Genomic DNA, 14,627 nt, shown 5'->3' with positions numbered 1-14,627 from the left:
TCCTGCAGCGCGGCGGCGGCCTCGGCGTCGGCCTGGGCCCGCGCCCGGGCGCGGGCCTCGCGACGCGCGGCCTGGCTCTCGTTCTCGGCCTCCCGGGCCTGCGCCCGAAGGCGCTGCCGTTCTTCCCGAAGCGCCTGTCGAGCCGCTTCGGCCTCAGCCTCGGCCTGGGCGCGCGCCTCCTCATCCGCCTGGGCCTGCGCTTCGGCCTCCTGCCGGGCGCGCGCCTCGCGGCGAGCCTGGCGCTCGGCCTCGGCTTGGGCTTCTTCCGCCGCCTGGGCTTCGGCGCGGGCACGTTGCCGGGCCTCGCGGTCGGCCTGTGCTTGCGCCTCCGCTTCCGCATCGGCCTGCGCCTGCGCTTCCGCATCGGCCTGGGCCCGGGCACGTTGCCGGGCATCGCGGCGAGCCTGCCGGTCGGCCTCGACCTGGGCATCGGCTTCGGCCTGCGCTCGGGCCTCCTCCTCGGCACGCGCCTGGGCCTCCTCCTCCGCCTGCGCGCGCTGCCGGGCGTCGCGGCGAGCCTGCCGATCCGCCTCGGCTTGGGCATCGGCCTCCGCTTGCGCCCGGGCCTCGGCTTCCGCCGCCTGCTGGTCCTCGGCCTGCGACTCGTCCGGCGCGACGTCCTCGCCCTCGGCCTCGGCCTCCGCGCGGTTCTGCTGGCCGCGCGGGCGGGGGACCCATTGACCGTCCCGGAACACATGCACTGTGCCACGCCGCGGCTCGCCCCGTGGGCAGGGCGGCTGGCGCTGGTCGATGGAGCCCTCTCCCAGGCAGAGCCGCATCCTGTCGCCCTGCTGCGGCGCCCCCTGCGCCCAAGCCGCCGAGACTTGGGTCAACTCGGGCAGGAACAGCGAGAGCGTCGCAACGAGCGCCGTGCTGGCGCGAATGGATCGTGGGATCATGGATTCGTTCCTCCGGTGCGGACGCCACCCGACCGGGGCCAGGCGCAGGTCCGCTTCAACGCATGGCCCGGGACATGGTTTCCAGGGCGGCGCTAGGCAATAACAACCGGACCAAAGCCCATAACCAGAAGGCGCGGAGCCCGAAAAGCAAAGGCGCGGGCCCATAGACCCGCGCCCCCAAAGGTCGGCCCCACCAGGGGCCCGGCTCAGCGCTCCGTGATGACGAGCTGGCCCGGAAGGCCGCGTCCGCCACCGTAGGCACCGATCCAGATGTCGTAGAGGCCCTGCTGCGGGTTCGAGAAGGTGATCGCCGCCGGATCGTCGCTGAAGTACCACTGCCCGTCCGGGGCGTTGATCAACAGCACCACGTCGGAGCCCGAGTTCACGGCGATGGTCATCTGCGCCGAGGAACCCGACCAGTAGAGGTCGAAGTCCGGCTTCGAGGCGACCGAGCCACCCCAGCCGTTGCTGCCGAAGCAGCCGGCCAGGTCGTAGCGCCCGCCCGCCGTGATGTTGCGCACGTAAGGGTCGGGCATGAAGCCGGCGTAGAGATCGATCTGCCCGAAGGACGGGTTGGCCTGCCAGTCGGGGCAGGCGAGCGCGGGGGCGGCCATCCCCGTGACAATCGCGGCCGCAGCGAGAAATTGCTTCATCATGTCAATGCCTCCTTGAAATGCCGTGACGTTCCTTCCCGTCGTCGGTCACTCGATCCATTTTCCACGACCCCCCCTTCTGTCAACGATTTCGTGATGTTGGTCAGGAAAACCCGACCATTTTGCGGCGCTCCCGCGCCATTGCGGCGACCGTCGCGAGGCCCTACGCTTGCTGCGCCGCACGAAGGAGGACGACCATGAACGAGGCCACCCGGATCACCGCCGATTCAACCGGCCACGGCCCCGGCCTCTCCGCCTTCGACTGGGCCGACCCGCTCCGCCTCGAGGACCAGCTCACCGAGGACGAGCGGATGCTCCGGGACGCCGCGCGGCAGTTCGCCGAATCGCGTCTTGCCCCCCGCGTCCGCGAGGCCTACCACGAGGAGACCGCCGACCCCTCGATCTTCCGCGAGATGGGCGAGGCCGGCCTCCTCGGCGTCACCATCCCCGAGGAGCACGGCGGCCTCGGCGCGGGATATGTCTCCTACGGCCTTGTCGCCCGCGAGGTGGAGCGGGTGGACTCTGGCTACCGTTCCATGATGTCGGTGCAGTCGTCGCTGGTGATGTATCCGATCCACGCCTACGGCTCGGACGCCCACCGCGCCCGCTACCTCCCCGGCCTCGCCTCGGGCGAGCTCATCGGCTGCTTCGGCCTGACCGAGCCCGACGCCGGCTCCGACCCCGGCGGGATGCGCACCACCGCACGGAGGACCGCCGGCGGCTACCTCCTCAACGGCACCAAGACCTGGATCAGCAACGCTCCCCTCGCCGACGTCTTCGTCGTCTGGGCCAAGTCCGAGGCGCACGGCGGCAAGATCAGGGGCTTCGTCCTCGACAAGGGCGCAAACGGCCTTTCCGCGCCCAAGATCGGCGGCAAGCTCTCGCTGCGCGCCTCCGTCACGGGCCAGATCGTCATGGAGGACGTGGAGGTTCCGGAGGACGCGCTCCTCCCCGGCGTGGAAGGCCTCAAGGGCCCCTTCGGCTGCCTCAACCGCGCGCGCTTCGGCATTTCCTGGGGCGTGATGGGCGCGGCCGAGGCCTGCTGGCACACCGCCCGCCAGTACGGTCTCGACCGCAAGCAGTTCGGCAAGCCGCTCGCCGCCAACCAGCTCTTCCAGAGGAAGCTGGCCGACATGCAGACCGAGATCGCCCTCGGCCTTCAAGGTGCGCTCGCCTTGGGGCGCATGATGGAAGCCGGCACCGCCTCGCCCGAGGCCATCTCGCTGATGAAGCGCAACAACTGCGGCAAGGCGCTCGACGTAGCCCGCGCCTCCCGCGACATGCTGGGCGGCAACGGCATCTCCGATGCCTTCCCCGTCATGCGGCACATGATCAACCTCGAGACGGTCAACACCTACGAGGGGACCCATGATGTTCACGCATTGATCCTCGGGCGTGCACAAACCGGCCTGCAAGCCTTCCAATGATATCACTTCGGCGCTAATAAAGCGCCAAGAAAACAAACGGTTGTCTAACGATCCGGCTGTTTTGGCCGCAAAGCCGTGCGAATGTACGGTAGCCCAGAATCGCCAAGGTCCCTTCATGCCGACCAGCACGCCCGACCTCGACCTCGACCTCGGCTACCTGCCCGAGGGCGAATGGGTCGCGCGCCTCGACGCCCTGGGCGACGACCACGGCTTCTTCGAGCGTCTGGGAGAGCGCCACCTTTCCCTCTTCGTGGAATCCGGCCCATCCCTGCTGGTCAGCTTCGACACCGTCTCCGGCTCGCGCCGGGCCCCGAACGGCTTGCCCCGCGCGCTGGACCAGGTGACGCGCAACAACTGGTCCGTGCTCACCGTCCTGTCCCGGGGGGAGACCTGGTACCGCGACCCCGCCGTCTGGCGCCACTTCGACCGCCTCACCGACGACGGCTTCTTCGAGGATTTCCGCGCCGTCCTCTTCACCGGCGCCGGGCCCGGGGGCTATGCCGCCGCTGCCTACTCGGTCGCCGCGCCCGGCGCGCGCGTCATGGCCATGCGCCCCTATGCCACGCTCGACCCCGCCATCGCGGGCTGGGATCGCCGCCATCTCGGCCAGCGCCGACTGGACTGGAGCTCGCGCTACGGCTTCGCTCCCGGCATGATCGACGCGGCGCGGCAGGTCTGGGTCGTGCACGATCCCCTCCACGTCCCGGACGCCATGCACGCCGCCCTCTTCCATCGCCCGAACGTCACGCTCCTGCGATGCCGCATGACCGGCATGCGCGTCGACGCGATGCTGGAGGGCATCCACGCCACGCCCCGCCTGCTCGACCTCGCGATGGACGGCAGCCTCGACGCCCGCGGCTTCGCCCGGCTCTGGCGCGGGAGGCGGCGCCACGGGCCCTACCTCAGGAACCTCCTGAAGCGGCTCGAAACCATGGGACGCGACGACCTTGCGCTCCGTCTCTGCCGCTTCGGCCTCGGGACCGTCGATCGCCCCCTCTACGCCCGCAAGCTTGCGGAACTGGGCGGCGCCCCGGCGCGTCGCGCGGCCGGATGACCCTCGCGCCCGCACGCCCACTGGTCCCGGGGCTCCGAACGCGCTAGCACCGGGCCCATGCCCTACCGCGCCACGACCCGCCTCATCCTGCGCCGTCCCGACGACTGGCACCTGCACCTGCGCGACGGCGCCATGCTGCAGGCCGTCCTGCCGCACACCGCGCGCGACTTCGCCCGCGCCATCGTCATGCCCAACCTCGTGCCCCCCGTCGTCACCGGGGCGCAGGCGGCCGCCTACCGTGACCGCATCCTCGCGGCCCTGCCGGACGGGGGGCGCTTCCAGCCGCTGATGACGCTCTACCTCACCGAGTCGACCGACCCCGACGACGTGGCCCATGCCTTCCTCGACGGCACCGCCCTGGCCGTAAAGCTCTACCCGGCCGGCGCCACCACCAACTCCCAGTCCGGCGTCCGCGATCTGGAGAGGGTCCGCCCCGTCCTCGAACGCATGGCCGAGATCGGGATGCCGCTCTGCATCCATGGCGAGGTCACCGACCCGGAGGTCGACATCTTCGACCGCGAGGCCGTCTTCATCGACCGCGTCCTCAAGCCGCTCCGCCGCCGCATCCCCGACCTTCGCATCGTGCTGGAGCACGTGACCACCCAGCACGGCGTGGACTTCGTGCGCGACCACCCTCGCGGCGTCGGCGCCACGATCACCGCCCACCACCTCGTCATCAACCGCAACGCGATCCTCGCTGGCGGCATCCGGCCGCACTACTACTGCCTGCCCGTCGCCAAGCGCGAGACGCACCGCATCGCCCTCGTCCAAGCCGCCATCTCCGGCGATGAGCGGTTCTTCCTCGGCACCGACTCGGCACCCCACCTCGACACGGCCAAGCTCCAGCCCTGCGGCTGCGCCGGCTGCTTCACCGCCCCCGTGACCCTCCCCATCCTGGCCGAGGTCTTCGAGGCCGCCGAGGCACTCGACCGCCTTGAATCCTTCGCCTCGCTCAATGGCCCCGCCTTCTACGGCCTTCCCGCGAACGAGGAGCGGATCACCCTCGCCAAGGGCGACCCCTGGGCTCCGCCCGCGAGCATCGACACCGGCGAGGGAACCGTGACGGTCTTCGACCCCGGCTTCCCGCTCCACTGGCATGTGGAAGCCGGACAGTCCGCCGGTGGGGCGTCACCTTCCGCCGAGCGCCCATCCGACACGGCCTAGAGCGGCGCACCAGGCGGCCTTGCCCGTCCCGAGGCGGCGGGCTGCCGGATCCGGTGCCCCCGTCGCTCGGCCGCGACGTCCCGGCACCCTATCGAGCCGCCAGGGCCTTCCGCGCGCGCCCTCGCCCCGTTATGTCCCGGCAACCCGTCGAAGGAGCCGCCATGATCCCGACCAGCTTCCCCGCCAAGGAGGAGATCGCCCGTCTCTCCGCCTCGATGCTCCTGGAGGTGCAGGCCGTCCACTTCAACTCGCGCGAGCCCTTCACGCATGCCTCGGGCCGCAAGGCGCCGACCTACATCGACTGCCGCCGCCTGATCTCCTTCCCCCGCATCCGCGCGGCGCTGATGGACTTCCTCTGCGTGACGGTGATGCGCGAAGCCGGGCTCGAGGCCTTCGACAACATCGCCGGGGGCGAGACGGCGGGCATCCCCTTCGCCGCCCTCGTCGCGGACCGCCTCGCGCTCCCCATGACCTATGTCCGCAAGAAGCCCAAGGGCTACGGCCGCAATGCGCGGATCGAGGGCGTCATGACCGAGGGGAGCCGCGTCCTCCTCGTCGAGGACCTCGCCACCGACGGCGGCAGCAAGCTCTCCTTCGTCCAGGCGATCCGCGACACCGGAGCCACCTGCGCGCACACCGCCGTCATCTTTGCCTACGGCATCTTCCCCGAGATGCACTCGCGCCTTGCGGCCGAAGGCGTGACGCTCCATTCCCTCTGCACCTGGTGGGACGTCCTCGCCGAGGCCCGCCGCCGGTCCGCCTTCGACGTCGAGACGCTGTCGGCCGTCGAGGCCTACCTCCGCGACCCGGAGGGCTGGGTCCCCGCCTGACCTTCCCCAGGGCGCCTCAGTCGGGCCCCATGGCCGGACCCGTCGCTCCGTCCACCCAGCCTCCCACCTGGCGCCGCAGCCGCGTCAGGTCCTCCTCCGTCAGTCGCCATGGCGTCTCGCTGGGCTTGGTTCCGGCCTTCGCATCCCTCTCCACCACGAACTCGGAGTATTCCCCCCCGCCACTCTCCACCATGATCCGGTCGATCGGCGTGTCGAAGAAGCTCGGGGCGATCCGCAGCACGCGCTTGCCCTCGCAGCGGGCGAACGCCAGCAGATGCATCTGCGACCCCACGCACCCGGCGACGTGGTCTGCGTCGCGGACCGTCCGGATCTGCTCCGGCAGGCTCAGCATCTGGGGGTGGACGATCTCGAAGCCGTGCTGGCGGAAGATTTCCTCGATCTGCAGCTCCTGGCCGTCCATCAGCCTGCGGGAGGCCCTGTCCAGCTTGGACCGGCTGAGATAGACGCGCCGCGGCGTCGTTCGCGCCTCGCTGCTCCTGGCAAGGGCATCCCCGGCCGCCTGCATGGCGTCGAGATAGCGATGGGAATAGCCATACTTCCCCCAGTAGGGGGAGAGCCGCTTGGGAATGAATACCGACCGGCACCTTGTGGGCGCCGTCACGACCCTGACCTTCTCCGGCTCGACTCCCAAGGCGGCGAGGACGAGCCGCAGATAGCTCGGCCAACCCGACGGCTTCCGCCGCCCCAGGTGGAGACCGATCCCGTGGGTTCCGAACCCGACCACCGGCAGTCCGCGGAGCAGCTCGAGGGATGGCTCCAGCCGGTACCACAGCCGGGACGGCGTATCCACGAGGGCATGGCCGAACTGGCCGCAGATGAGGTCGATGAACACGACCGGCTCGTCGATCTGGTCCACCGCCTTGGGCAGGTCCGCCTCCCAGGCCCCAGCCCCCGGAGCAGGCCGGACGATGGGCGGCAGCGTCCCATCGCGCGAGAGGGACCCGCAGGTGATCCCGCCGTCGCGCGTGACGATCAGGTTGCCGGGCTTTCGGACGAAGCGATCCGCCGCCTTTCGGCCCGGCGATCCGCCTCGCGACGCCTCAGGCCCCCTGCTCGCGAGGCGGATCGTGTGCGCCGGATAGAGCGTGCAGTCCGCGAGCTGGACGACATAGGGGGAGCGCTCGGTCCTGCAGAAGGGGTCCTTGCCCGTGAAGGTCCCGTCATCGAGCAGGATCGCCCGGTCGCTGGCGCCGGGCTGGAGCGAAAGGTCACCCGCATCGAGATCGGAGAGGTACTTCTCGGTCAGAACGGTCCTCGTCCTCGGCCAGAGAACCCTGGCGCCGAGCTCGAGCACGTAGTCCCGCATAAGTCCCATTGCTGCTCCCAATCGGCGCTGTTCCCGCGCCTTGCGCCCCGGCCGGCTCCGGCGTGCGACGGCGACAGGTTCCATGACCGGCGCCAACTGTCCAGCCCAACGGACTCGGTCGGCAGACGCTCCCGAAGCGCAGCTCGAGCCGGCGACGGCGCGTGGCTTAAACTTACGCCAGCGGGTGTCCGGTCGACTCCGCTCCCCTTGGCTTCCCGAGCGGTCCAGCGGTCAGGATCGGCCTGGACGACTGATCGGTGCTAGGCGAGCGAAGCCGTCGGGCTCGGTGTCGCCTGTTGTCAACAGACCCCTCCGACTTGTCCACAGCCCCATCCCCAGGATTCATCGTTTGTGCCCGTGACGCGGCCCGCGTAGGTTCTAGAAAAACAGAAAGCGAACACGAGGCCCGAGTCCCATGACCGAAGTCGCGCCCTTCCGGCCGCGTCCTCTGCCCACCGAGCCTCCCGTCCAGGAGGCGATGCCCCACAGCATCGAGGCGGAGCAGCAGATCCTCGGCGCCATCCTGACGAACAACGACATCTTCGACCGCGTCTCCGCCGTCATCGGGCCCGAGCATTTCTACGACCAGGTCCACGCCCGCATCTACGAGGTCGCCCGCTCGCGCATCCTCAAGAACGCGCTGGCCTCGCCCGTGACCCTCAAGGCCTTCCTCGAAGGCGACGAGGGGCTGCAGGAGCTCGGCGGCCCCGCTTATCTCGTGAAGCTCGCCGGCGCCGCGATCTCCGCCTTCGCGGCCAAGGACTACGCCCAGCTCATCCACGACCTCGCCATCCGGCGCGAATTGATCCAGCTCGGCCGCAACATCTCCGACAAGGCCGCGCAGGTGGACGTGGACAGCCCGCCCTCCGAGCAGATCATCGAGGCCGAATCGGCGCTCTACAAGATGGCCGAGCAGGGCAAGTCCGAGAGCGGCTTCCAGTCCTTCCTCCGCGCCGTCACCGACGCCGTGCAGAGCGCCAATGCCGCCTACCAGCGGGACGGCCAGCTTTCCGGCATCTCGACGGGCCTGATCGACATGGACAAGAAGCTCGGCGGGTTGCACCCCTCCGACCTCCTGATCCTCGCCGGCCGCCCCTCCATGGGGAAAACCTCGCTCGCCACGAACATCGCCTTCAACATCGCCAAGGCCTACCGTCGCGGCCGCAAGCCCGACGGCACCGAAGGAACCGTGAACGGCGGCGTCGTCGGCTTCTTCTCCCTGGAGATGAGCGCCGAGCAGCTCGCCGCCCGCGTCCTTTCCGAAGCCTCGGAAGTGCCGAGCGAACAGATCCGCCGCGGCGACATGACCGAGGGCGAGTTCCGCCGCTTCGTGGAGGCCGCCAAGGATCTCGAGGCCTGCCCCCTCTTCATCGACGACACGGCCGCCATCCCGATCAACCAGCTCGCCGCCCGCGCCCGCCGCCTCAAGCGGACCCACGGCCTCGACGTGCTGATGGTGGACTACCTCCAGCTCGTCCGCCCCGCGACCGCCAAGGACAGCCGCGTCAACGAGGTCTCCGAGATCACGCAAGGCCTCAAGGCCATCGCCAAGGAGCTCGACATCCCCGTCATCGCGCTCTCCCAGCTCTCCCGCCAAGTCGAGAACCGGGAGGACAAGCGCCCCCAGCTCTCCGACCTTCGCGAATCGGGCTCGATCGAGCAGGACGCCGACGTCGTGATGTTCGTGTTCCGCGAGGAGTACTACAAGGAGCGCGAGAAGCCCGGCGAGCACGAGCTCGACAAGATGGCCAAGTGGCAGGAGGAGATGGAGCGCCTCCACGGCAAGGCCGAGGTCATCATCGGCAAGCAGCGCCACGGCCCCATCGGCACCGTGGAGCTCAGCTTCGAGGGCAGGTTCACCCGGTTCGGCAACCTCGCAAAGGCTTGGCAAGGGGACGACCGCTAGGCCGGACGCGGCTCCGACGGCCCTATCCTCGTGACGGAACGACGGCGCCGCTCGATGGTTGTGCCCGGCACCCCCCATCAGGAGCCGCGCCCGTGACCGACCGCCCGACCACGCCCCCGCGCACCAAGGGCCGCAACGTCGTCAACGCCGACGTACCGTCCGAGACGGCGATGAAGGGACTCCCCGACATCGGCACGGGCGCCTCGGCGGCCCACTTCGCGCGCGACGCGGTGTCGCTGAACGCCGGCGAAGGGCACGAGGATTCGGACGGCGTCACCGACGCGGAGGACGTGAAGGACTGAGCGCCAAGCGGCTCCCGGCACTGCCCGTCCTCGCGGAAGGGGGTGCGGCGCTGAAAACCGTCCACTGGACGGTCGTCCGGGCGCGCCTCACCCCTCTTGCCGCGCCGCTTCGCTCCTGCCATGACGCCCCGCATGGCCACCGGACGTCTCTCCATCGACCTTTCCGCCATCGTCGCCAACTGGCAGGCGCTCTCCGCGCTCGCCCGCGTCGACTCCGCCCCGGTCGTCAAGGCCGACGCCTACGGCCTGGGCATCGCCCCGGTCGCGCGCGCCCTCGCCAACGCCGGCGCCCGCACGTTCTTCGTTGCCTACGCCGAGGAGGGTCAGGCCCTCCGCCGCGCCCTCGGTCCCGGTCCCCAGATCAACGTCCTCTCCGGCCACATGGACGGCGACGCCCGCGCCATCGGCGAGGCCAGCCTGACGCCCATGCTGAACTCGGTGGACCAACTCATGCGGCACCTCGAGTCGCTGCCGGGCCAGCCCTTCGGCATCCAACTCGACACCGGCATGAACCGCCTCGGGATGGAGTGGTCCGAATGGGCCGCCGTCGCCGAGATCGCGCTGGCCCAAGCCCCCGTCCTGCTGATGAGCCATCTCGCCTGCGCTGACGAGGCCGACCACCCGATGAACGCCTACCAGCTCGACCTCTTCCGGCAGATGACGGACGGGCTGAACGTGCCCCGGTCGCTGGCCGCGACGGGTGGCATCCTCCTCGGGCCGGACTACCACTTCGACCTCGTGCGCCCCGGCGTCGGCCTCTTCGGCGGCCTCCCCTTCGAGCACGCCCGCCCCGTTGTGCGGCTCGACCTCCCCGTGATCCAGTTCCGCGACCTCCAGCCCGGCGAGGTCGCCGGCTACGGCAACACCTGGCAGGCCACTCGCCCCTCGCGCCTCGCCACCGTCTCGGCCGGCTACGCCGACGGCATCCTCCGCAGCGCCAGCCACAAGCTGACCCTCTGGCACGGTGACACCCCCATCCCCGCCGTGGGCCGCGTCTCGATGGACCTCATCATCGCCGACGTGACCGACCTTGCCGAGGACCCGCAGGCCCTCACCCTCCTCGGGCCGCAGCAGACGGTGGACCAGCTTGCCCAGGCCGCCGGCACCATCGGCTACGAGGTCCTGACCTCGCTCGGACCGCGTTACGCCCGCAGCCACGTCGAATGATTGCCGTCTCGGCGCTCGCGCGCCTCGGCGCTCGGATCCTCGGGCTCCTCGCCGCGCTCGGCCGCTTCGCCGCCTTCACCGTCCACGCGCTAAGCCACGCCCTCCGTCCGCCCTTCCACGGGCGCGAGATCGCCCTCTCGCTCCTCCAGATCGGCTGGCTCTCACTCCCCGTCGTCGGCCTGACCGCCATCTTCACCGGCGGCGCCCTCGCGCTCCAGATCTACGCCGGCGGCAACCGCTTCGGAGCGGAAGAGGTCGTCCCCCAGATCGTCGCCATCGGCATGGTGAGGGAGCTCGGCCCGGTCCTCGTCGGCCTGATGATCGCCGCCCGCGTCACCTCCTCCATCGCGGCCGAGATCGCGACCATGAAGGTGACCGAGCAGATCGACGCGCTGGTGACGCTCTCGACCGACCCGATGAAGTATCTCGTCCTGCCCCGCCTCCTCGCGGCGACGGTCTCGGTGCCTCTGCTCGTCGCGGTCGGTGACGTGATCGGCATCCTTGGGGGCTGGTTCGTCTCGACGCAGACGCTGGGCTTCGTCTCGACGCCTTACCTCCGCAACACCATCAACTTCCTAGAGCCGTTGGACATCGTGTCCTCCCTCACCAAGGGCGCCGCCTTCGGCGTCCTCTCGGCGCTGATGGGCTGCTGGTTCGGCCTCAACTCCGGCCGGGGCGCGATGGGCGTGGGCCGGGCGACCAAGTCCGCCGTCGTCGCCGCCGCTGTCGCCATCCTCGCTGCCAACATGGCCCTGACCGAGGCCTTCTTCTCCCGATGATCGAGCTGCGTGGCCTGGCCAAGTCCTTCGGCGCGAACCGGGTCCTCGCCGGCATCGACCTCGATGTCGCCACCGGGGAAAGCCTCGTGGTCATCGGTGGCTCCGGCACTGGCAAGTCGGTGCTGCTCAAGTGCGTCTTGGGCCTCATCGAGCCCGACGCCGGCACGATCCGCCTCGACGGGCAGGACGTGACCCACATCCCCCGTGACGCCTTCCTCAGCCGCTTCGGGATGCTCTTCCAGGGCGGCGCGCTCTTCGACTCGCTCCCCGTCTGGCAGAACGTGGCCTTTCGTCACCTCAAGGACCGGGTGCCCCGCGCCGAGGCCAGGACCCGCGCCATCGAGACCCTCGCCCGCGTGGGCCTCCCCGCCCGCACCGCCGACCTCTACCCGGCCGAGCTCTCGGGCGGGATGCAGAAGCGCGCCGCCCTCGCCCGCGCCATCGCCGCCGATCCTCAGGTGATCTTCTTCGACGAGCCCACCGCCGGCCTCGACCCGATCATGGCCGGCGTCATCAACAAGCTGATCCGCGAAGCCGTGACCCATCTGGGCGCCACCGCCATCACCATCACCCACGACATGACCACCGTCCGCACGGTGGCCGACCGCGTGGGCCTCCTCCACGACGGGCTCCTTCGCTGGATCGGCCCGGCGGACGACCTCGACCGTTCCGGCGACCCCTATGTGGAGCAGTTCATCCACGGCCGCGCCGAAGGGCCGATCGCGCCGTTGAGGTAACGTAAACCTCACCGCCGCCACACGAGAATCATCGGCCTTAAGTCCGAAACAGTGTTATCATGGGTCCAAGCTCGGGAACTTTCCCGAATGTCAAATCATTGCTTTTCCAATACCGCGCTTGGGCGGAATTTTGCACATCGGATATGAGGAGGGCCTCGATGACGTTGAGCGCCACCATGCAGCAAACCGTGCGGATCCTGCACGTCGTCTCACTTTACGTGCTAGGCCTCGCCGCCCTGGCGATGGTGGTCGCGACAGCGCTTTCGGCGCTCGGCGTCCTGCCTTGGCTCACGCTCCAGGCCGGCTTCGGCGATGCCGTTTCCCCGAATGCGGGCATGATCGCGCAGATCGGCCTCACTGCCCTTCTTGCAATGATCGCCGGGTTCTTTCCCTCCTCGGTCCGCGTCCTCGCGCTGGAAAAGAGCCACCGGGATTTCAAGCTTTCGATGCAGGACGTGGCCGAGGCCTACCACACCGCGCATGTCGCGGACCGCAAGGGCGTCTTCACCCTGTCGTCCGAGTTCGACCAGGTGCGCGAGCGGATCGACTACCTGCGCCAGCACCCCGACCTGAAGCTCCTCGAAGCCGACATCCTGACCCTCGCCGCCCAGATGTCCCAGCAGTCCCATCGCCTGGCCGAAGTCTACAACGAGCAGCGGGTCGCCCGCGCCCGCGACTTCCTCACCCAGCGGCAGGCCGAGGCCGAGGAGCAGCAGGCCCGCATCGGCGAGGCGCTCAAGGTCTGCCGCGAGATCATGCGCTGGAACAGCCAGGTGGAGCTCGACGAGGCCATGGTGGCGAGCCAGCTCCAGCAGCTCGACGAGCAGCTCCAGGCCGCCCTGCCCGCCCTCGGCTACAGCCTCGAAGGCACGAGGGAACCCGAGGCCGTCCATCACGGCCCGAGCGTCACGCGCCCCGACAACATCGTCCCGATGGGCGAGCGTCACGCGGCGGAATGACGCCAGCCAGGGCCTGATCCCCGACTCCTTGCGCAATCGCGTCCCATGGTCCAAATCGGGAACATGGGACGCGAACAGATCTTCACCTGCACGGCCTGCGGGGCCTCGCAATCCAAGTGGTCCGGCCGCTGCGACGCCTGCGGTGCCTGGAACACGATCGTCGAGGACGTCTCCCTCTCGACTGGCCCCGGCAAGGCGCCCAAGCGCGGCGCGACCCTGACCCTCACCGACCTCGCCACCGCCGAGCCGCCGCCGCCCCGCACCGAGGCCGGCGTGGCCGAGCTCGACCGCGTCCTCGGCGGCGGCCTCGTCGCCGCCTCCGCCATCCTCGTGGGCGGCGACCCCGGCATCGGCAAGTCCACCCTCCTCCTGCAAGCGGCAGCACGCTTCGCCCGCAACGGCCTCAAGGTCGTCTACGTGACGGGCGAGGAATCCGCCGGCCAGGTCCAGATGCGCGCCCAGCGGCTCGGCCTGACCGAGAGCCCCGTCAAGCTCGCCGCCCACACCAGCCTGCGCGATATCCTCGCGACCCTGGAGGCCGAGCAGCCCCAGCTCGCGATCATCGACTCGATCCAGACGATGTGGCTCGACACGGTCGAATCCGCCCCTGGCTCCGTCTCCCAGGTCCGCGCCGCCGCGCACGAGCTCACCGCCTTCGCCAAGCGGCGCGGCATCGCCGTGGTCATGGTCGGCCACGTCACCAAGGAGGGCGCCATCGCCGGCCCCCGCGTGATCGAGCACATGGTGGACACCGTCCTCTACTTCGAGGGCGACCGAGGCCACCAGTTCCGCATCCTGCGCGCGGTCAAGAACCGATTCGGCCCGGCGGACGAGATCGGCGTCTTCGAGATGACCAACAAGGGCCTGATCGAGGTCAAGAATCCCTCGGCGCTCTTCCTCGCCGACCGGGGCACCCCCGTCCCGGGTTCGGTGGTCTTCGCGGGGATCGAGGGGACGCGCCCGATCCTCTGCGAGATCCAGGCCCTCGTCGCCCCCGCCGCCCCGGGCCAGACCCGCCGGTCGGTCGTCGGCTGGGACGGCGGACGCCTCGCCATGATCCTCGCCGTCCTCGACGCCCGCGCCGGCCTGAGCTTCGCCGGCACCGACGTGTACCTGAACGTCGCCGGCGGCCTGAGGATCACCGAGCCCGCCGCCGACCTAGCCGTCGCCATGGCCCTCGTCTCCGCCCAGAGCCAGCGCCCGCTCGACCCGCAGACCGTGGTCTTCGGGGAAATCAGCCTCAGCGGAGCGCTCCGCTCCGTCGCCCAGACCGAAAACCGGTTGAAGGAGGCGCAAAAACTTGGTTTCTCGACGGCGATCCTGCCCGTCCTGCCCAAGCGCGCGGCCGGCTCGGGCCTCGCCTTGCGCGAAAAGCCCGATCTGGCGACCGCCGTGGCCGACCAGATGGGCCAGGACTGACAAG

14 protein-coding genes are annotated in these 14,627 nt (G+C 70.0%); 11 read left to right on the top strand and 3 right to left on the bottom strand.

All coding sequences use genetic code 11. The features are described from left to right. Window positions 1-899: hypothetical protein (locus tag RUMESO_RS25300; protein WP_211262909.1), on the bottom strand; the 899-nt coding region annotated here is incomplete at its 3' end. A 206-nt stretch (window positions 900-1,105) separates the two neighbouring features. After that, window positions 1,106-1,555, bottom strand: a complete 450-nt coding sequence (locus tag RUMESO_RS17040; RefSeq protein WP_037281767.1) for a peptidase S1 — start codon at window positions 1,553-1,555, stop codon at window positions 1,106-1,108. A gap of 194 nt (window positions 1,556-1,749) precedes the next feature. Here RUMESO_RS17040 and RUMESO_RS17035 point away from each other — a divergent pair, with 194 nt between their 5' ends. From RUMESO_RS17035 to RUMESO_RS17020, 4 genes are all read left to right on the top strand, one after another. After that, the gene (locus tag RUMESO_RS17035) at window positions 1,750-2,979 is read left to right on the top strand and encodes an acyl-CoA dehydrogenase (RefSeq protein ID WP_037281766.1); all 1,230 of its coding nucleotides are present in this window, start codon (window positions 1,750-1,752) and stop codon (window positions 2,977-2,979) included. A gap of 115 nt (window positions 2,980-3,094) precedes the next feature. Continuing rightward, window positions 3,095-4,033, top strand: a complete 939-nt coding sequence (locus tag RUMESO_RS17030) for a hypothetical protein (protein ID WP_037281765.1) — start codon at window positions 3,095-3,097, stop codon at window positions 4,031-4,033. Between the two features lie 57 nt (window positions 4,034-4,090). Next, complete coding sequence (pyrC, locus tag RUMESO_RS17025) at window positions 4,091-5,197, top strand: dihydroorotase (RefSeq protein ID WP_051521418.1); 1,107 nt, start codon at window positions 4,091-4,093, stop codon at window positions 5,195-5,197. A 161-nt stretch (window positions 5,198-5,358) separates the two neighbouring features. Beyond that, window positions 5,359-6,027 carry an orotate phosphoribosyltransferase gene (locus tag RUMESO_RS17020; protein ID WP_037281764.1) on the top strand — a complete coding sequence of 223 codons (669 nt, stop codon included), beginning with the start codon at window positions 5,359-5,361 and terminating at the stop codon, window positions 6,025-6,027. A gap of 16 nt (window positions 6,028-6,043) precedes the next feature. Here RUMESO_RS17020 and RUMESO_RS17015 read toward each other — a convergent pair whose 3' ends face one another. Continuing rightward, complete coding sequence (locus tag RUMESO_RS17015) at window positions 6,044-7,363, bottom strand: glycosyltransferase family 61 protein (protein ID WP_169791192.1); 1,320 nt, start codon at window positions 7,361-7,363, stop codon at window positions 6,044-6,046. 406 nt (window positions 7,364-7,769) lie between these two features. Between RUMESO_RS17015 and RUMESO_RS17010 the strand changes: the two genes are divergently transcribed. From RUMESO_RS17010 to radA, 7 genes are all read left to right on the top strand, one after another. Continuing rightward, window positions 7,770-9,260: a replicative DNA helicase gene (locus tag RUMESO_RS17010; RefSeq protein ID WP_037281762.1), complete on the top strand. Its 1,491-nt coding sequence runs from the start codon at window positions 7,770-7,772 to the stop codon at window positions 9,258-9,260. A gap of 92 nt (window positions 9,261-9,352) precedes the next feature. Continuing rightward, the gene (locus RUMESO_RS17005; RefSeq protein WP_037281760.1) at window positions 9,353-9,562 is read left to right on the top strand and encodes a hypothetical protein; all 210 of its coding nucleotides are present in this window, start codon (window positions 9,353-9,355) and stop codon (window positions 9,560-9,562) included. Between the two features lie 132 nt (window positions 9,563-9,694). Continuing rightward, complete coding sequence (gene alr / locus RUMESO_RS17000) at window positions 9,695-10,729, top strand: alanine racemase (protein WP_037281758.1); 1,035 nt, start codon at window positions 9,695-9,697, stop codon at window positions 10,727-10,729. Beyond that, complete coding sequence (locus tag RUMESO_RS16995) at window positions 10,726-11,508, top strand: MlaE family ABC transporter permease (RefSeq protein WP_037281757.1); 783 nt, start codon at window positions 10,726-10,728, stop codon at window positions 11,506-11,508. The genes alr and RUMESO_RS16995 overlap by 4 nt, the downstream gene beginning before the upstream one ends. After that, the gene (locus RUMESO_RS16990) at window positions 11,505-12,245 is read left to right on the top strand and encodes an ABC transporter ATP-binding protein (RefSeq protein ID WP_037281756.1); all 741 of its coding nucleotides are present in this window, start codon (window positions 11,505-11,507) and stop codon (window positions 12,243-12,245) included. Before RUMESO_RS16995 ends, RUMESO_RS16990 begins: the two co-directional genes overlap by 4 nt. A gap of 158 nt (window positions 12,246-12,403) precedes the next feature. Beyond that, a complete protein-coding gene (locus RUMESO_RS16985) occupies window positions 12,404-13,204 on the top strand; it encodes a DNA repair protein (protein ID WP_211262908.1) in 801 nt (266 codons plus the stop codon). A gap of 63 nt (window positions 13,205-13,267) precedes the next feature. Beyond that, window positions 13,268-14,623 carry a DNA repair protein RadA gene (gene radA, locus RUMESO_RS16980; protein WP_037281801.1) on the top strand — a complete coding sequence of 452 codons (1,356 nt, stop codon included), beginning with the start codon at window positions 13,268-13,270 and terminating at the stop codon, window positions 14,621-14,623. The last annotated feature ends 4 nt before the right edge of the window (window positions 14,624-14,627 follow it).

Source organism: Rubellimicrobium mesophilum DSM 19309, from assembly GCF_000600335.2.
Taxonomy (GTDB): Bacteria; Pseudomonadota; Alphaproteobacteria; order Rhodobacterales; family Rhodobacteraceae; genus Rubellimicrobium; species Rubellimicrobium mesophilum.
This window is presented reverse-complemented; position numbering and strand designations above follow the sequence as displayed.